Below are 19,472 nucleotides of genomic sequence, written 5' to 3' on the forward strand. Positions count from 1 at the left end.
ACTACAGAACTGGAAACACTTTATAAATACAATAACTTCTGATAATGGGAAAGAGTTTGCGCAACATCAAGAGATCAGTTCGGCACTTGAAATAGATTTTTTCTTTGCCAACCCTTACAGCCCTTGGGAACGTGGTGCAAATGAAAATCTAAATGGATTAATAAGACAATACATACCCAAATCATCATCATTTGATGAAATAACTCCAGAGAAAATTATAGAAATACAAGAGAAATTAAACAATAGACCAAGAAAAAGATTTAATTTTGAAACACCTAATTTTATGTTTAATCAAAAAGTTGCATTTATAACTTGAATCCTGCATATTTTAAAATTGATCCGTGTCAATTTTAAAATATTAATATTTAAAACGCTGATTATCTCGTGAAAACCAAATTATTGCCTTCCGATAAATTATGATCAAATTGATAACCATCGTAATTGAAACCTTTTAAATCATCTATCGTTTTAACATCGTTATCAATAATATAGCGCACCATCATTCCCCTCGCCTTTTTGGCAAAAAAACTGATGATTTTTAGTTTTCCGTTTTTGTAATCTTTAAATTCTGGTGTGATTACAGGAACTTTTAACGCCTTGACATCTATTGCTGAAAAATATTCATTACTGGCTAAATTGATAAACAATTCGTCTTTTTTAAGCTCTTTATTTAAAGCTTTTGTAACGGCCGGCTTCCAAAATTCATATAAGTTTTTGCTTTCGCCAATAGGTAATTTAGTTCCCATTTCCAGTCGATACGCCTGAATCAAATCCAACGGTTTCAGTAATCCATACAAACCAGATAGTATTCTCAAACAATCCTGTAGGGCTTCTATTTTTTTTTCTGCAATCGAATAAGCGTCTAATCCAATGTACACATCCCCATCAAAAGTATATACTGCCGGACGTGCATTTAAAGTCGTAAATGGTGTTTGCCATTCTTGATTTCGCTTCCAGTTCAAATCAGCCAGTTTATCTGAAATACTCATTAAATCCGATAAATCAGCGGGCTTTTTCTCTTTTAAAACTTTGTGAATCTGTCTCGATTCTTTTAAGAACAAAGGTTCGGTGTGCAATTGAGTGGGTAACTGTTTGTCAAAATTTAAAGACTTGGCTGGCGATATTACAATTTTCATACACAATACTCTTTCGAGCTCTTATTATTAATTCTCCCAAAAGTACTAATTGAAATCAAGAAATCAAGAATCTTTAAATTGATTTGTTTAATAGTGCAATAGATAATGAAAATTGTTCACCAATTTAATTATTTTTGAGTTGTAAAACACCAATAAATAATTATGAACACGATCGAAATTAGAAAGGCAACGGTATCAGATTTGGAAACAATTCAAAATATAAGTAGCCAAACTTTTGAAGAGACTTTTGCCGCTGTAAATACGCCCGAAAACATTGCCAATTATCTAAGAGAAAGTTTCAATTTGAAACAATTAGAAACTGAATTAAACAATGCTAATTCTCAGTTTTATATTGCGTATTCTGATTCAGAAGCAGTGGGATATCTGAAAATAAACTTTGGCGATGCCCAAACTGAATCTATCAACGAAAATGCTTTAGAAGTGCAACGGATTTATGTTCTGCAAAATTTTCATGGAAAAAATATCGGACAGCTTTTGCTTGACGAGGTAAAAAAAATCGCAAAAAGTTCTGGCGTTGATTCTGTTTGGCTCGGTGTGTGGGAAGAAAATCACAGAGCACTACGATTTTATACTAAAAATGGGTTTATTGTATTTGATAAACACGTTTTTATAATGGGTAACGACGAGCAAACTGATTTATTGATGCAATTTCGATTACATTAAACAATAATTAAATTTTAAATTGTAACTGACAGAAGCAATTCTAAAACCCTATTTGGCTTATTTTTGTACCAAATATTATCAAAAACTATGAAACAGGATGTAATTATTGTGGGAGCTGGATTAGCGGGATTGGCTGCGGCTGTTCACTTGCACCGTCAAGGGCGAAAAGTTCTCCTTTTAGAAGCTAGTGATCGCGCGGGCGGAAGAATAAAAACCGATGCTCATGAAGGTTTTCTTTTCGACAGAGGTTTTCAAGTCCTTTTGACTGCGTATCCTGAGACAAAAGCTCTACTTAATTATAATGATTTACAACTAAAAAAAATGTTACCCGGAGCAACCGTGCTTTATGACGGAGGCAGTTTTGAAATTGCAGATCCATTCCGAAGACCTTTAGCTGCACTTGCAACACTTTTTGCGCCCGTTGGCACTCTAAAAGACAAAATCAATACCCTTTGGTTAAAAAATAAACTGCAAAAATTAACGATTGACGAAATTTTCGAACAACCTGAACAAACGACTCGCAAGCAACTGGCGGATTATGGTTTTAGCCCAAAAATGATTCAACGCTTTTACGCTCCTTTTCTTTCCGGTATCTTTTTGGAAAATGAATTGAAAACTTCCCGTAGAATGTTCGATTTTGTAATGAAAATGTTTTCAGATGGTGATGTTGCGGTTCCTGCTTTGGGAATGGAAGAAATACCCAAACAATTAGTCGCCATGCTTCCAGAAGGCAGTATTCAGTGTAACACAAAAGTCATTGCTATTGAAGGAAATACCTTAACTACTGAAGACGGAACCGTTTTTGAAGCTAACCAAATCCTTTTAGCTACGACCGCTAATGCCTTGACCCAAAAATACTTTCCGAAGCAAAAAATGACATCGCATCAGGTAACCAATATTTATTTTGAAGCCATTGAAGCGCCTACTAAAAAAGCAGTTGTTATTTTAAATGCTTCATCGCAGAAAAAATGGGTGAATAATTTGACTGTAATCTCAAATGTTTCCAAAGCGTATGCGCCAAAAGGGAAAGTGCTTATTTCCGTTTCTTACAATGCAATCCCAACTGTTGATGACGCAACTTTGGTTAAAAATATGAAAGAAGAGTTGAAACAATGGTATGGTGAAAAAGTAAATTCGTGGAAAATGCTGAAGGCGTATCGCATTGAATATGCTTTACCAACCCAGGAAAGTGTGCAGAATGAAATAGCTGCTTCTGAAATAAAAATTTCAGATACGTTATTTATTTGCGGAGACAACTTGCTGAATGGCTCTATCAATGCCGCTCTAAAAACGGGACGATTAGCTGCCGAAGCGATGAAAATATAGTTTGTTATTTTAAAATAAAAGTTTGCCAAGTTATAGCATTCAACAAATTTGCCACGGATTACACATATCAACACAAATAAATTTTCGGGGATTTGTGAGATCCGTGGCATAGTTTTTTAATTATTATGCAGTCCATGAACTGATCCAATTAGAAGTTTCAGAACTAAACTTTTATTTCGCTTATTGAAATTAAAGTCGATCAATCACTAATTTATACGTTGGATCTTCCATAATATTTACATCAATGATGGCTTCTGCATTTTTAAGTAACGTTATACAATCGGTACTTAAATGGCGTAAATGTACTTTTTTACCTTGCTTGTGATAACGATTTGTAATAACATTCAATGCTTCAATTGCTGACATATCAGAAACTCGACTTTCCTTAAAATCGATAATAACTTCATTTGGATCATTTAACACGTCAAACTTTTCAGTAAAAGCAGTTGTAGATGCAAAAAATAAAGGTCCATATATTTCATAGTGCTTCACTCCATTTTCATCAAAAAATTTTCTTGCGCGAATGCGTTTAGCACTTTCCCACGAAAAAACCAAAGCTGAAATAATCACGCCTATCAAAACAGCCAAAGCAAGATTATGCAATAAAACAGTAATTAAAGCAACTAAAATCACAAGAAAAACATCGTTTTTGGGCATTTTATTAAATATTTTCAAACTCGCCCATTCAAAAGTTCCTATGGCAACCATAATCATTACACCAACCAAAGCGGCCATAGGTAATAGTTCAATTACCGGAGCACCAAATAAGATAATTATAAGAATTGTTATTGAAGCGACAATACCAGACAAACGGGCTCTAGATCCTGCTGATAAGTTAACCAATGTTTGCGCTATCATTGGGCAACCTCCCATACCGAAGAAAAAGCCGTTCAAAATATTAGAACTCCCTTGTGCTATACATTCTCTATTACCATTACCACGAGTCTCAGTGATTTCATCGACTAAATTCAAGGTCAGTAAGCCTTCGGTCAATCCTACTGCAGCCATAATTAAGGCATAAGGAAAAATTATTTTTAAAGTCTCTAAAGTGAGTGGAATATTCGGAATGTGAAATGGAGGAAAACCACCACTTACAGAGGCAATATCTTTCACGGTTTTTGTTTCTATTCCTAATAAAAAAACCAAAAGGAATACAACTATAATGGCTACTAAAGATGATGGAATTGCTTTTGTTAATTTCGGCAGAAATACAACAATTCCAATAGTTAAAGCAACTAAACCTGCCATAATCAACATTGGAGTGCCTTTAAGCCATGTGATCTCTCCATTAACCACCATTTTAAATTGTTCCAATTGAGACATGAATATAATGATTGCCAATCCATTGACAAAACCAAACATAACGGGATGCGGCACTAATCGGATAAATTTGCCCAGTTTAAAAACGCCCACTAAAATTTGTAAAATACCTGCTAAAGCAACCGCTGCAAAAACATATTCTAAACCATTTGACTTCATTAAAGCAATTAAAACAATTACCGTTGCACCTGCTCCTCCTGATATCATTCCGGGTCTGCCTCCAAATACTGCCGTAATTAAACCAGCTATAAAGGAAGCATACAGTCCCATTAACGGCGGAAAACCTGCAAGAATAGCAAATGATAGGGATTCCGGAATCATCGTCATAGCAACCGTTAAACCAGCTAAAATTTCTGTTTTGTAATTTACCTTTTGTGATAAATCAAATAAATTAAATACTTTTTTCATAAAAAAATTCAAATAGGATGTGTGATACAATAGCAGTTGCTGAAATCATATCGAAAAAAAATAATAAAATGCTTTAGGAATTATCTTTAAATTTAAAAAATCTAAAAAAATAGCCATGGTAACGGTACTAAAATAAATACTGTCATTGTTCATAAAATGTATTGATCAGACATTTTCGTCTGTAGAAAGCGTCTTCAAAAAATTTAATGCAAATTTTTAGGTGATATTCTTCGATTTAAAGACTATAAATCAAGGCGGAGTAACGGAGATAAAATGAGTACTGTTTTTCATAAATATGCTGCAAAAATAAAACTTTTATATTGCTTAACCAAACAGAAAACGAAATTGCTTAAATTTGGCATAATTTAGGACTTTTTTTTTAAAAAGAACTTAAATATTATCGATCCAATTAAAAAATATGAAATTACTTTATACTTTATTCTTCACTCTTCTTTTAAATATTTGCTATTCTCAATCGACGAATGACTATTTTGAAAAGATCAGAAACAATGAAGCAGAACTAACTGCTTTCTTCTCGCAAATGCCAAAAGGTGGCGATTTACATCATCATTTTTCGGGTTCTATTTACGCTGAACCTTTATTGGAACGCGCTATTGCTGATGATTTTTATCTCAATACAGAAACGATGGGTGTTTTAAAAGAAAAACCAGCAGCCGGTAACTGGATTCAATTTTCAATATTAAAAAGTAACGGAACATTAGACGTTTATAAACAAAAAATCATGCAAAAATGGTCTGTAAAAGATTATAATTATGTGGATTACCCATCAGACAAGCTGTTTTTCGAATCGTTTATGAAGTTCGAACCGGCCATCAAAGGGAATTTTGGACAAGGATTATTGGAACTTAAAAACAGAGCTATTTCAGAAAATGTCAGTTACATCGAAACACAATTATCTACGATTCCAACTGCAATGAACACGGATGATTTGACGAAATTCAATTTCCGATTGCGAAAATTAGCTTTGGTAAAAGACGAAAAAGCAATTCTAAAAACATTGGATTCTGTTTACAATTCTTTACTAAAAAAAGATGCTAAATCCTACGCTACAGCATTCAATACCAATTTTGTGGCAAAGCTTCACAAAGACCTCAAAATTGATGACAAGCAATTTACGATGCGGTATCAAAATTTTGTGTTGCGATTTATGGAACCCGTAGACTTATTCAAAAATTTGGTAATTGCATTCATTTCGGCAGATGAAAGTCCGTTGATGGCAGGAGTTAACATTGTTTCTCCTGAAGATGGCGAAACTTCGATGAAAGATTATTGGTTGCACATGGTGATGTTTAAATACTGTCATTCCCGTTATCCAAATGTAAAGTACACGATGCATGCCGGCGAACTGACTCTTGGTTTGGTACAACCGGAAGATTTGACTTGGCACATAGGCGCTGCCGTGTACACTGCAGGAGCCAATCGCATCGGTCACGGAGTAGATATGGCGTATGAGAAAGATTCGTATGATTTATTGCGTTATATGGCGAAGAAAACCATTCCTATTGAAATTAATTTAGTGAGTAATGAATTCATTTTAAAAGTAAAAGAAAGTCGTCATCCATTGTCGTTATATAAAGAATTTGCCGTACCAATAGTAATTAGTACCGATGACGCAGGAATATTAAGAACCAATATGACCGAGCAATATGTTTTACTAGCCAAAAGATACAAAATCGTTTCCTATACTGATATTAAACAATATGTGTACAATAGCATCAATTACAGTTTTATAAAAGAAAATGTCGTAAAAAAGCAATTAATAAAAGATTTAGACTCGAGATTTAAAGCTTTTGAGGCTAATTTTCCTTTGAAATAAATTGTATTCTTATTACAAAATTAACTTTATGAAAACAAAAAATCCGCTCGAAAGCGGATTTTTGGGTAAATATAATCTGCTGAATTGCCATTATTTCGGGTTTAAGATTAACTCAATTCTTTTGATGGCATCTTCATAATGGTATTTTGTTTCTGCATTTACAGCTCTCGTTTTAGCAACTGACAAAGTGCTTCTTAAAGCATTCAACTCACCTCTAACCAATCCTCTCAAATCTGATTGCGCAACATTATAATAGTCAGAAGCACTACCGGATTTGATTTCTTCTTTCATTAGATATGCCATTCTTTCGATGTACGCCCTTTGCAAATTTCTTCTGTAAATAGTCACATTCGATGGCAAATTAGCCTCTTTCCAAATTCCTTTACGCATATCACCTAATAAATCCAAGGCTTTATAATTTGCCGTTCCCATTATCTCGGCATCCATCAATCGACCAATACGTTCAAAACTCAACACACTGTTTAAATGTCTGGATTGTACATTTCGGAAACGCTCGGTGTAACCCGCGTAATCAATGTTTTTCAATGTATTTACATTCACCAACCAGCTTGGAGAAGCAAAAGCATTGGTTTGCAACCACTGCATCGCTTCTTGCTGTTTTGCTTTTGGTACAATGTCATAAATACTTCCCTTTTGGATTGGCTTTTTTGTAGCTTCATAAACACCTCCAACATTGGTCACTACATGTCCAACATATCTGCTCCAAACATCCAGCATTTCTTTGTACAACTCATCTAAATCTTCGTAATTATTAGTTACATCACTAGTCCATTCCGGTAAATGTGCCGCTACGTATTGCAAATTTTTAAGGCCATAAGTACCAGCTTTCATCGAATTATTTCCAATATCTTCTGTTTGTGACGTTGGATCAAAATTACTGCTTTGTTTCCCGAATTTGTAAATAGGATTTTCCGCTTTTTCCATAATCCATTTGTCTAATGTGGGTACTTCTGCTTCAGGAGAAGTCACATTTGGAATGAATCTGTATCCCCAATTCGTAGCATAATGATCGTAAGGTCCCATTTGGCGAATGAAACGCACGTTTTTATCTCCGGGTTGAGCGATATAATTAAAACGGGCATAATCCATCAAACTTGCTGCGATTCCGTTTTTCTGAGTAAAGGCTCCATCTCTGTAATTTTCAGTATCATAAGCGCAACTTGCTCCCATATTGTGCGGAAAACCAAGAGCATGCCCCACTTCATGAGCGATAACCATTCGCATCATTTCACCCATTTCTTCATCGCTTGTATTTAACGTTCTTGCCGAAGGATTTGCTGCTCCAGTTTCTAACAAATAACGGTTTCGGTACGACCGCAAATGGTTATGGTACCAAATTACATCACTCTCGATAATTTCTCCTGTTCTAGGATCAGAAACACTTGGTCCAACCGCATTACGTGTCGTACTCGCCACGTACCGAATCACGGAATACCGAATGTCTTCCGGGCTAAAGTCAGGATCTTGTTCTTTCGTTGGGGGATCTTTCGCGATAATCGCGTTTTTAAAACCAGCCGTTTCAAAAGGCTTTTGCCAATCTTCAATTCCTTGTTTGATGTACTTTCGCAATTTTTCAGGCGTGGCAGGATCTAAATAATAAACAATTGGTTTTATGGGTTCCACGAGTTCGCCTTTTGCGTAAGCGATAGGATCTTTTGGTTCCAATTTCCAACGGCGGATGTAGCTTTTACTGTCGGATTTTAATTCATTACTTCCATAATCAATTTGATTCATCGTAAACCAACCCACTCGCGGATCGGCCAATCGGGGTTGCATTAGTTTTTCAGGCAATAAAATCATCGATTGATTCATTTGAATACTGATTGTTTCTGAATCTGCCTGCACCGGCGGTTTTGAAGCGTTGTAAGTAAAATCCTGAATTACTTCAATATTCATGGGGAAACTTTTCATTGTATTGATAAAACTTCGGGTTTCATCCAGTCCTTTTACCTTATAAGTTTCTCTCATTTCACCTGATAAACCACTAATTGATTTTACATCGGTGCCATAAAATTTGGTTACATCAATCACCGTATTTGCAGAATCTTTGCTGAAAGCTACGATATCAAAAGCGAATAAAGTAGGCTCATAATTATTGGATTTCACTGAAATACTGATGGGTAAACTGTCATTGGCAACAGCACTGAACGACTTTAATTTGATAAGGATTTTATCTTGAAAACGTTGCCAAACAATCAGTTGCTCATTGGTTTCGGAACCTGCGTTTACATATCCACCGCCTAAATTAGAAGGCAATTTAGACAACCGACTTACCAAAAGCATGTCTTTATCTAAGTATTTATTTGGGATTTCGAAGAAATATTTTTTATCTACTTTATGAACCGTAAATAAGCCTTCGTCTGAAACGGCATCTTTAGTGATTATTTTGCTGTATTCCTTAATGGTAGCTTCCGGTTTCTTCTCCGGTGGCGGAACTACAGTGGCGTTTTTATCTCTTTTTCTTTTGGATTGTGCAAATTGGTTGGTAGGCACAAGCATTGCTGTAACAATTGCTGTTAAAATGAAAAATTTCTTCATTTAATGGTTATTAAGTGGTTAATCAATATCAAAAATATATTTTAGCATAAGCAAATTATATAATATTCATTGGTTTAACTTTTAATTAACAAACGTTCCAGACTTTTTAGGGTGTTTGAACGGCAGTTTGTTTTTAGCTTCATTTTATTAGAATCCTTTTTTTGTTACATTTGGAAATACGTTTTTTTTTGGAATTAATACGATCCATTGCGGTCAGTATTTAAATTTTGTGGAAACTGGTAATTCTTTTGGAAACGACTTCCCTTTTACATAGAAACTTTAAAACACTAAAAATCAAATTATGATTCAAAATAATATCGTTAAAAAATCCTTCTTTTTAGTAGCTGTCATACTAGTCTCATGGAATGGTTTCTCGCAAAAGAACATCTCAAAAATTGCTTTTGGATCGTGTTCGAACCAAAATAATCCATTACTCATTTTTGATGTTGTGGTAAAACACCAACCGGATTTATTTGTATTTCTGGGCGACAACATTTACGGAGACACGGACAATATGAAAACACTACAAGCCAAATACGATCGATTGGCGGCTAAAGCTACTTTTCAAAATTTGAAACAAAATGTACCCATCATTGCTACCTGGGACGATCACGATTACGGTCAAAATGATGCGGGTCGGCATTATCCAAAAAAGGAGGAATCAAAAGAACTATTCTTGAAGTTTTTTGATGAACCTGCAGATTCCGAAAGACGAAAACACGAAGGAATATACACATCCAATATGTATGAAAACAAAGGCAAAAAAGTACAGATAATCCTGTTGGATAACCGCACTTTCAGGGATGATTACAAGAAATACAATGGAGAAGTTAAGGATGATAAACGGTATTTCTACTCATTGGATTACACGCCTTTACAAAACCCAGATTCCACTTATTTAGGAACTGCGCAATGGAATTGGCTGGAAGCAGAACTACAAAAACCTGCTGATATCCGACTGATTGGTTCAGGGTCTCAGTTTGGAATTGAATACAACGGCTACGAAGGTTGGGCTAATTTTCCGCTGGAGCAAAAAAGATTCTTAAATCTCATCAAGAAAACGAAAGCAAACGGCGTTTTGTTTTTAACCGGAGATGTGCATTATGCTGAAATCTCTAAACTTACGGAACCCGGATTGTATCCTATTTACGATTTTACCTCCAGCGGACTCTCCTCAACCTGGCATTTTGCGACACCGAACAAAAACAGAATTGAAGGTCCAATTATGGAAAACCATTTTGGCTTATTAACGATTGACTGGAAAAAGAAAAGCCCAAAAATAAAAATGGAAATTTGGGATATCAATGACAACCAACGTGCGGAATACACGATTGGGCTGGATGAAATTAGTTTTAAAAAGTAGCATTTTTGCGGGAATTATTCGATAATATTTGAGAAATACAAATTGAATCGAGTTCATAATTGTGGTAGTAAATTATTATGAAAGAAAACAGAAACATCTCATCGAATTATATCTTACTGAAAAGAATAACGATATTAAGAAAAGAATAGAAAATTTCGAATCGATTACCAATTCATTATTTGTTTTGACACAAAATCTATTTGACAATAAAGAAACTGTATAATATCATCAACTAGAAATTGAAGGGAAATATTTTCGTTTTGGAATAACCAATCATAGTTTGATTACTTTAATAAGAGGAAATCATTTTACATTAATTAACCATGAAGCCACCATTATTGATGTATTTTCTACGAATAGTATAACTAGAAAGCAAATCGAATCATTTTTAATAATAATAAAATAGATTTTAGATTACTATTTTCTTAAAATAATAAAATTACAAAACACGTATTGCTTTCACAAATCTACGCTTATAGCCGGGCTTTGTTAGACTTGTAACAACCACTTTCATTTCACGACCTGAGGTGGAGTGAATAAAATCACTTTCCATTCCTTTTGGATTTGATACGATACCAATATGCCCAATAACATTTCTGGTAGGACTCAAAAACAATAGAATATCACCTTTTTTTACATCGTCAATCGGGATTTCTTTACCAAAATTATTAAACTGTGAAGAGCTGCGCGGAACCTGAATTTTAAAATGATTGTAGACAAAGTAAACAAATCCGGAACAATCAAAACCATTCTTGCTGCAGCCAGCTGTAACATAAGGTGTTCCTAATAATCCCATTCCGAAATTCACAATCTTATCTCCCAAATAGCCATTATTGTCAATTGGATCTACTAGTGAGTTTTTGAAAATGGTTTCACTTCTTTGAGATGAAAATCCACCCGCTTTTGATGAACCATACGCGATACTTCCTAAAACAAGAAGCGATAAACCAATGAACAGTGTCAATTTTATGGTATTTATACTTTTAAATTTCATAGTAAAAAAATTAAATTAACCCGTTGTGTTTAGTTATTTTAAGTAAAATAAATGGATTATATATGTCAAATATAATGAAAAAAGTTTTAGAGTTTTATAGGTTTAAGTTCTTTGAATATTGATTGTCGATCCCATAATACATTTGGGAAGCCATACAAAATGTCTAACTTATAGGATTTTGCATTAAATATGATTGCTGATTTTAGGTAATTGATAGTAAGAATTATTATAGACTGATAAATAATGTTAAAATCAAATATGTTTAATTTTACCGCACGGGTCAATATTAACCGTTAGATTCTTGTTTATTTTTTATATATATTATGTATTTGAAGTATCAAAAAAAACATAATATGCGACACTTTATTTAATGTTAAAAATATGTTAAACAAAAACTAAACAGTTGTTTAAATTAAACGCTTGTTTAGTTTTGTTTCTTGAAAAATTTGATTCCATTGAAAAGTACTTTTAACGACAAACAAATTCAAATCCTCGAAGTTGCCGAAATACTTTTTGCAGAAAAAGGATTTGATGGTACTTCCATTAGAAACATAGCTAAAGTGGCAAAAATCAATATTGCCATGGTTTCATATTACTTTGGTTCCAAAGAACGTTTGTTGGAATCGCTTATTATATATAGAACTTCCGACCTCAAAAATCAATTAGAGAATCTATTAAAGGAAGATCTGGAACCCATTGAAAAAATCAACAAACTAATTGAACTTTACATCAATAGAATTAACAGTAACAGAGGTATCTACAGAATTTTACATTTCGAATTCACTTCCAAAAAAAGAGAACAAAATCTACAGGCTTTTTCTGAATTAAAAAAAGGAAATCTAAAATCCCTTGAAACCATTATTGAAGAAGGTCAGAGAAAAGGCATTTTCAGAAAAGATGTAATTATTCCGCTTATTACACCAACCATTTTGGGTACTTTCTTTCATTTTCACATGAACAAACCATTCTTCGAAAATTTATTGAACTTGAAAACGGAGGATTTATATAACAATTACATCAAAACCAATTTGACCAAGCACATACAACAAACTATAAAAGCACTTCTAATATATGAAAGTTAGTCAATTCATGCTCTTTGGGATTTTCTTTATTGGAATTTCATCAATAGAAGCACAAGAAAAAACAAATTTAACATTGAACGAAGCCATTAATTTGGCTTGGACCAAAAGCAATGAAGTTACGCTGGCCAACACGAAAGTAAAAACCAAAAAGTACGAATTGCAATCTACGAAAAACAACCAGTATCCTGATTTGAAACTATCCGGACAATACCAAAGATTGGCAAATGCATCGGTAGATTTTAAACTGAATCAAAATAACAGCGCCCAGCAACTTCCTATTGTCAATCAATTAATGGTGGGACAATTGAATGCTAGTGTTCCTGTTTTTTCTGGTTTTAAAATTCAAAACAGCATCAAAGCATATCAGAATCTGTACGAAGCTGAAATGGCTACTGCTGCTCAAACAAAGGAGGAAATTGCTTTGCGGGTGATTGAATATTATGCCAGTTTATACAAAGCACAAAAAACAATTGAACTGCTGAAAGAAAACCAAAAAAGCGCCAAGCAACGTGTTAAAGATTTTGTAGAACTCGAAAAAAACGGAATTATTCCAAGAAATGATCTGTTAAAATCTAAATTACAAGCTTCGAAAATACAATTGTCATTAGATGAAACGAATAATAATTTAAAAGTAATCAACTTTTATTTGGTTACACTTTTAAAATTAAATCCAGACACCAAACTGGAAATTCGCGAAGATGATTTTGCTGATTTCCAAATGATAAATATCCCAATTAATGAATTGCCGGCATTAGAAAATCGTAAGGATTTAGAAGCTATTCGATATCAGGGAAAAGCAAGTGAAGCGAATATAAAAATAGCAAAAGGGTCGTATTATCCTGCAATTGCAATCATTGGAGGATATACCGCATTAAACCTGAGCAATGTAATCACTGTTCAAAATGCGATGAATATCGGTGTTGGAATTTCTTATGATTTAAGTGCTATTCTAAAAAATGGAACCTTGGTCCGACTTGCAGAAAATAATTTTTTAGAAGTACAAAATTCTGAAGCTCTGTTAACTGATTATATTAAAGTTCAAGTTCAAAAAGCGATTGAAGATTACGATTTAGCTTTAAAACAAACCACGGTTTACGAGGAAGCACAAGAACAAGCGAGTGAAAATTACCGAATTGTAAAAGACAAATATGACAATGGACTTTCGGACACTAATGATCTACTCGAAGCTGATGTGGAACAACTAAATTCAAAAATCAGTAAAGCTTTGGCGAAAGCCAATACCATCCAAAAATACTACGAGTTACTCTCCGTAACTGGTCAATTATCACAATCATTCAATCTAGCTCAAAAATAATCATACTACCATGCAAAAGAAAAAAAAGAATTCAAAATTTATTATTATCCTTGTGGCCTTGGTAGTGTTAGGCGGTACTTACGGAACTTATAAATACAGGCATTCCTTGGCTCACGAAGAAACAGACGATGCGCAAATTGAAAAAAACATGAACCCTATTATTCCAAGAGTTTCGGGATATGTCGATAAAGTGTACATCAAAGACAATGATTTTGTGAAGAAAGGCGACACGCTTTTTACAATTGACAAAAGAGATTATCAGTTAAAAATTGAAGAAGCTAATGCCGCTATGGTTGGTGCTGAAGGTAGTTTTGAAGTTTCTAAAGCGGATATTGGAAGTGCTTTGGCTAACATTTCAGTTTCTGATGCCAATGTACAATCAGCCGGAGGAAATATCGAATCGGCAAAAATACGATTGGGCCGAATTACGAGTGATTACAACCGATATGAGAATTTATTCAAAAGCCATTCGATTACAAAACAACAATATGAGCAATCTTTAGCCGCAAAACTTGAAGCAGAAAGCCAAGTACGTGTTTTACAACAACAACAGCGAGCAACGGCTTTTCAAAAATCAGTTATTGTAGCTAAATCGAAAGTTTCAGACAAACAAACGGAAGTGGCTGCTGCCAATATCAAAAGAGCTCAAGCAATATTGGATGCCGCGAAATTAAATTTAAGTTACACTGCTGTAACTGCTGCAATTGACGGTCAGGTTTCAAAAATCGACATTCAACCGGGACAATTAGTACAACCGGGACAATCGTTATTTTACATCATCAATAACAAGGAGGCATGGGTAATTGCTAATTTCAAAGAGACTCAATTGAACAAAATGGTCATTGGACAAAAAGTTACCGTAAAAGTAGATGCGTATCCGGGTTATGATTTTCAAGGTTCAATTACTTCGTTTTCTCCTGCTACAGGCTCTCGTTTTTCATTACTTCCTCCTGATAATGCTACAGGAAATTTTGTAAAAACAATCCAGAGATTACCGGTTAAAATAAGTTTGAGCGCAACAAATGATCCTGAAAAAATAAAATTACTTCGCCCGGGAATGAATGTGGATGTCGATGTACATTTAAAATAAATCAAAACTTTGGCAGGTTCTAAAATGTCAAAAATGGCAATAGTTTTAAGAAAATGATAGTTTACACTTTAGTATAAAATGGTACAAACGGGAGAAGACGATTTAGTAGAATATGGTTTTAGAAGAGTCATCATTACCATTACAGCCGTTCTTTGTGCTATGCTTGAAATTGTTGATACTACAATTGTAAATGTGGCATTGAACAATATGCGAGGCAGCCTTGGTGCGTCACTTACTGATGTGGCGTGGGTTATTACCGCTTATGCCATTGCTAATGTAATTGTTATTCCAATGACCAGTTGGTTATCGCAACAATTTGGGCGTCGGAATTATTTTGCGGTTTCCATAATTATATTTACTGTTGCTTCCTTTCTATGTGGGAACGCCGATAATATTTGGGAATTAGTCACTTTTAGATTTATTCAAGGATTGGGTGGTGGCGCTTTATTAGTAACGGCGCAAACCATAATTACCGAGAGTTATCCTGTTGCCAAAAGAGGAATGGCGCAAGCTATTTACGGAATGGGAGTTATTGTAGGACCGACGCTTGGTCCGCCTTTGGGAGGTTATATTGTGGATAATTTTTCATGGCCTTATATCTTTTACATCAACATTCCTCTCGGGATTATTGCTACTTTACTGACTTTGTCTTTTGTAAAAAGCCCTAAATATGGAGATAAACTAAAAGCCAGTCAAGTCGATTGGTGGGGAATCGTTCTGCTAACCGCTTTTATTGGCTCCTTACAATATGTTCTGGAACATGGTCAGCAAGACGATTGGTTCAATAATAACATAATTGTATTGTTAACTGTCATTTCTGTTTTTGGTTTACTCCTCTTTATTTGGAGAGAACTCACCTATCAACATCCCATAGTAAATTTAAGAGTTTTGAAAGACACCAACCTAAGGGTAGGGACCATAATGTGTTTTATTCTAGGTTTCGGATTGTATGGCTCTACTTTTATCATCCCTATTTACACACAATCCGTGTTGGGCTGGAGCGCTTTAGATGCCGGTTTATTGTTGATTCCAAGTTCCATTACTACCGGAATTATGATGCCTTTTATTGGTAAAATGATTCAGCGTGGCGTACCGCAAACGTATATGGTGGCAGCAGGATTCTTATTATTTTTCTTTTTTACATATTGGATGCAACAGGTAATCACACCAGATTCTAGTGCAGAACATCTGTACTGGCCGCTGATATTAAGGGGAATTGGATTGGGATTATTATTTGTTCCTATTTCTACACTTTCCTTGTCCACTTTAAAAGGAAAAAGCATTGGCGAAGGAGCCGCTTTTACAGGAATGATGCGACAACTGGGAGGTTCTTTCGGAATTGCTATTATCACCACTTTTATTGCCAGATTCAATCAAGAACACCGCGTGAATCTTATTTCGCATCTGAATTCAACTTCTTATGAAGTACAAAAAATAGTGCAACAACTAAAAATGGGATTCATGTCCAAAGGCTATTCAGAAAATGAAGCCTTGGCAAAAGCCTACAAAGCTATTGAATATAAAGTAATGGTACAAAGTTCCGTATTATCTTATATGGACATCTTTTTGTACTTAGGCGCATTATTTTTGTTGTGCATTCCTTTTATACTTTTGATAAAAAAAGGAAAAAACAAAATCAATCCTGCCGATGCCATGCATTAATATTGAAATATACCAGAAAGATAAACAACATTTGATACATTCCTACATTGGAGCTTTAGATATTATCCTAATGTTTTTAGAAAAATACTTATCACTTCGTAAAAATTGTAATCCTTTTTAAAATACGATAGCAGAAAGAATTAAACTAAATCTAAAAAGAATGAGCCCGATACAAAATCGAGCTCATCATTATTACAATTAATTATAAAATTTTCCAAGATTTTGTGTACTATCTAGAGCGGATTTCGTAATATAATTCTTTACTTAAAATTTCAACTGGTAAACTGCATCCAAATCTTTTTCAGAACTGATGTTAACCTCTAAATCGGTAACAAAACCGGAGTTTAATCCATAAGCCCATCCGTGCAAAGTCAAATCTTGACCATTTCTCCAAGCTGCCTGAACAATTGATGTTTTAGCAAGGTCAAAAACCTGTTCTTTTACGTTCAATTCTACGAAAGTGTTAAAACGTTCTGTTTCATCCACAATAGAATCTAAATACGTATTATGCAAACGATACACGTCTTTGATGTGGCGAATCCAGTTATCAATGATCCCGATAGAATCATTTCCCATTGCTGCTTTTACACCTCCGCAACCGTAGTGTCCGCAAACTAAAACATGTTTGACTTTCAAAACGTTTACTGCATAATCCAGTACACTCAACATATTCATATCAGAGTGAACAACCATGTTTGCAATGTTTCTGTGTACAAAAACTTCACCCGGTTTTGCACCTACGATTTCATTTGCAGGAACGCGACTATCCGAACAACCAATCCATAATAATGGTGGTGTTTGACCTTTTGCAAGATCTTGGAAATAATTTGGGTCACTTGCTAACGAAGTTTCAACCCATCTTTTATTATTCTCCAATATTTTTTTATAAAAATCGCTCATAATTTTTTTTCTTATTAATAATTATACAAACGTATATTTTTTGTCATAAAGTGTAAAGGAACATTTTTTTGAATTTAAATCCCTAATTATTTTTCGCTTTATTGTTGAAGAAATTGTTCCTATGTTATTTCTTTTTTTACCATAACTCGCTTTGCGGCATCGTAATAATGCTCAATAGTTACGTAATTTTGTATATCTGTGCTGTTTTCCAACTGATACTCTTTTTTAAATCCTTTTAATTTAACTTTAATGTTATTGTCTACAGCTCTGGTAGTTTTAAACTCATAGATTAAATCCAAAATATCATGCGCAATGTAAACCGTATCTTTTGCATCAATGATAACCTTAGAATTTTCTGGTATGTGACTTAATGTTTGTTTGATGGCTGCTTTGTTCAGGAAAGAAACTTCTTGAGCTAAATCGATATGAATCACATCTCCATCTTCATATTCCTCTTTTCTAAAATAATAAGCTCTTTTAAGATTTCCTTTTAAAACAAAAATAACACTGATGATGATTCCCAAAGCTACTCCTTTCAACAAATCCAAAAATACAACTGCTAATAATGTAGCAATAAAAGGAACAAACTGATATTTTCCTTTTTCCCAAAAACGTATAAATGTAGCAGGTTTAGCCAGCTTATATCCCACTAAAATCAAGATGGCTGCCAAAGTTGCTAATGGAATTTTATTAAGAACGACCGGAATAGCAAGTACACTAATCAACAATAATGATCCGTGAATAATGGTTGACATCTTAGACATTGCCCCTGAATTATTGTTTGCCGAAGAACGAACAATTACAGAAGTCAATGGTAAACCGCCTAATAAAGAACTCACCATATTTCCAATTCCTTGCGCTTTTAATTCTTTATTGGTGTCAGTATATCTTTTTTGCACATCCATCCTGTCTGCTGCTTCAATACTCAAAAGTGTTTCAATCGAAGCTACAATAGCAATCGTAAATGCGACTACCCAAACCTTTGGATTCATAATTCCAGATAAATTAGGTGTTACGATAATTGCTTTAAATTCTTCGAAAGACGACGGAACCGGTAAAGAAACTAAATGTTCTTTCCCTATTGCCAATGCACTCCCGCTACCAATAAAAATTTCATTCAAAATAACACCTAAAGCTACGGCAATTAATGCTCCCGGAACTAATTTTAATTTTTTCAAAAAAGGAAAATTATCCCAAGAAATTAAGATTACCATAGAAACTACCGTAATAACGATGGAACCTATCTGGATGTAATCAAAAATATTAAACAACGCTGAAAAAGTATTACTGCCATCCATTTGCGAAAAGGCTTGATCTCCCTCAAAATCATTGTCATACCCAAATGCGTGTGGCAATTGTTTCAGAATAATTATAATTCCAATGCCCGCCAGCATTCCTTCAATAACATTCGTTGGGAAATAATTAGAAATACTTCCGGCTTTCGCGAATCCAAGTATTAGCTGTATCAGACCTGCAAAAAAGACTGCTGTCAAGAAAATATCAAATGCCCCTAAATCCGTAATCGCTGTAAGAACAATTGCCGTAAGTCCGGCGGCCGGTCCAGAAACGCTTATGTGAGAAGTACTTAAATAGCCAACTACTATCCCTCCTATAATTCCTGAAATAATCCCTGAAAATAAAGGAGCACCCGAAGCCATTGCGATACCTAAACACAATGGTAGCGCCACCAAAAAAACCACTAAACCAGACGCGAAATCGGATTTAAGGTTAGCAAAAAGATTAATTTTTTTTGTCATAATACCTAACTAAAATTTAATATAAACAGTTGTCCACAT

Annotated in this window: 15 protein-coding genes; 9 read left to right on the forward strand and 6 right to left on the reverse strand. The window is 34.4% G+C overall.

Going from position 1 to position 19,472, the window contains the following annotated elements; all coding sequences use genetic code 11:
* Positions 1–316: IS30 family transposase (locus tag BMZ76_RS14855; protein WP_143071075.1), on the forward strand; the 316-nt coding region annotated here is incomplete at its 5' end.
* A gap of 61 nt (positions 317–377) precedes the next feature.
* On the opposite strand, the gene yaaA is transcribed toward BMZ76_RS14855, so the two are convergent.
* A complete protein-coding gene (gene yaaA, locus BMZ76_RS14860) occupies positions 378–1,136 on the reverse strand; it encodes a peroxide stress protein YaaA (RefSeq protein WP_091208783.1) in 759 nt (252 codons plus the stop codon).
* A gap of 162 nt (positions 1,137–1,298) precedes the next feature.
* Between yaaA and BMZ76_RS14865 the strand changes: the two genes are divergently transcribed.
* Together BMZ76_RS14865 and BMZ76_RS14870 are read left to right on the forward strand one after the other, a co-directional pair.
* On the forward strand, positions 1,299–1,820 hold the full coding sequence (locus tag BMZ76_RS14865) for a GNAT family N-acetyltransferase (protein ID WP_091208786.1): 522 nt from the start codon (positions 1,299–1,301) through the stop codon (positions 1,818–1,820).
* A gap of 63 nt (positions 1,821–1,883) precedes the next feature.
* Positions 1,884–3,146 (forward strand): NAD(P)/FAD-dependent oxidoreductase, encoded by a 1,263-nt coding sequence (locus tag BMZ76_RS14870; RefSeq protein WP_262987289.1) that lies wholly within the window; start codon positions 1,884–1,886, stop codon positions 3,144–3,146.
* Positions 3,147–3,335: 189 nt separating this feature from the next.
* Here BMZ76_RS14870 and BMZ76_RS14875 read toward each other — a convergent pair whose 3' ends face one another.
* Entirely contained in the window at positions 3,336–4,874 is a 1,539-nt protein-coding gene (locus BMZ76_RS14875) for a SulP family inorganic anion transporter (RefSeq protein WP_091208792.1), read from the reverse strand.
* Between the two features lie 418 nt (positions 4,875–5,292).
* Between BMZ76_RS14875 and BMZ76_RS14880 the strand changes: the two genes are divergently transcribed.
* Positions 5,293–6,711 (forward strand): amidohydrolase family protein, encoded by a 1,419-nt coding sequence (locus BMZ76_RS14880; protein ID WP_091208796.1) that lies wholly within the window; start codon positions 5,293–5,295, stop codon positions 6,709–6,711.
* Positions 6,712–6,801: 90 nt separating this feature from the next.
* Here BMZ76_RS14880 and BMZ76_RS14885 read toward each other — a convergent pair whose 3' ends face one another.
* A complete protein-coding gene (locus BMZ76_RS14885; RefSeq protein WP_091208799.1) occupies positions 6,802–9,270 on the reverse strand; it encodes a zinc-dependent metalloprotease in 2,469 nt (822 codons plus the stop codon).
* 301 nt (positions 9,271–9,571) lie between these two features.
* Here BMZ76_RS14885 and BMZ76_RS14890 point away from each other — a divergent pair, with 301 nt between their 5' ends.
* Positions 9,572–10,633 (forward strand): alkaline phosphatase D family protein, encoded by a 1,062-nt coding sequence (locus BMZ76_RS14890; protein WP_091208803.1) that lies wholly within the window; start codon positions 9,572–9,574, stop codon positions 10,631–10,633.
* 439 nt (positions 10,634–11,072) lie between these two features.
* On the opposite strand, the gene BMZ76_RS14895 is transcribed toward BMZ76_RS14890, so the two are convergent.
* On the reverse strand, positions 11,073–11,627 hold the full coding sequence (locus BMZ76_RS14895) for a C40 family peptidase (protein WP_091208806.1): 555 nt from the start codon (positions 11,625–11,627) through the stop codon (positions 11,073–11,075).
* Between the two features lie 455 nt (positions 11,628–12,082).
* Between BMZ76_RS14895 and BMZ76_RS14900 the strand changes: the two genes are divergently transcribed.
* From BMZ76_RS14900 to BMZ76_RS14915, 4 genes are all read left to right on the forward strand, one after another.
* Positions 12,083–12,709, forward strand: coding sequence for a TetR/AcrR family transcriptional regulator (locus BMZ76_RS14900; protein ID WP_091208901.1), 627 nt, complete (start codon positions 12,083–12,085; stop codon positions 12,707–12,709).
* Entirely contained in the window at positions 12,699–14,024 is a 1,326-nt protein-coding gene (locus tag BMZ76_RS14905) for a TolC family protein (protein WP_091208809.1), read from the forward strand. Before BMZ76_RS14900 ends, BMZ76_RS14905 begins: the two co-directional genes overlap by 11 nt.
* A gap of 10 nt (positions 14,025–14,034) precedes the next feature.
* The gene (locus tag BMZ76_RS14910) at positions 14,035–15,114 is read left to right on the forward strand and encodes an HlyD family secretion protein (protein ID WP_091208812.1); all 1,080 of its coding nucleotides are present in this window, start codon (positions 14,035–14,037) and stop codon (positions 15,112–15,114) included.
* Positions 15,115–15,192: 78 nt separating this feature from the next.
* Positions 15,193–16,776 (forward strand): DHA2 family efflux MFS transporter permease subunit, encoded by a 1,584-nt coding sequence (locus BMZ76_RS14915; RefSeq protein WP_091208815.1) that lies wholly within the window; start codon positions 15,193–15,195, stop codon positions 16,774–16,776.
* Positions 16,777–17,040: 264 nt separating this feature from the next.
* Here the strand turns inward: BMZ76_RS14915 and can are convergent, their stop codons facing one another.
* Together can and BMZ76_RS14925 are read right to left on the reverse strand one after the other, a co-directional pair.
* The gene (gene can, locus BMZ76_RS14920) at positions 17,041–17,676 is read right to left on the reverse strand and encodes a carbonate dehydratase (RefSeq protein WP_091208818.1); all 636 of its coding nucleotides are present in this window, start codon (positions 17,674–17,676) and stop codon (positions 17,041–17,043) included.
* Positions 17,677–17,795: 119 nt separating this feature from the next.
* Positions 17,796–19,433 (reverse strand): SulP family inorganic anion transporter, encoded by a 1,638-nt coding sequence (locus tag BMZ76_RS14925; RefSeq protein WP_091208821.1) that lies wholly within the window; start codon positions 19,431–19,433, stop codon positions 17,796–17,798.
* Positions 19,434–19,472: the final 39 nt, after the last annotated feature.

It is taken from the genome of Flavobacterium xueshanense (assembly GCF_900112975.1).
Taxonomy (GTDB): Bacteria; Bacteroidota; Bacteroidia; order Flavobacteriales; family Flavobacteriaceae; genus Flavobacterium; species Flavobacterium xueshanense.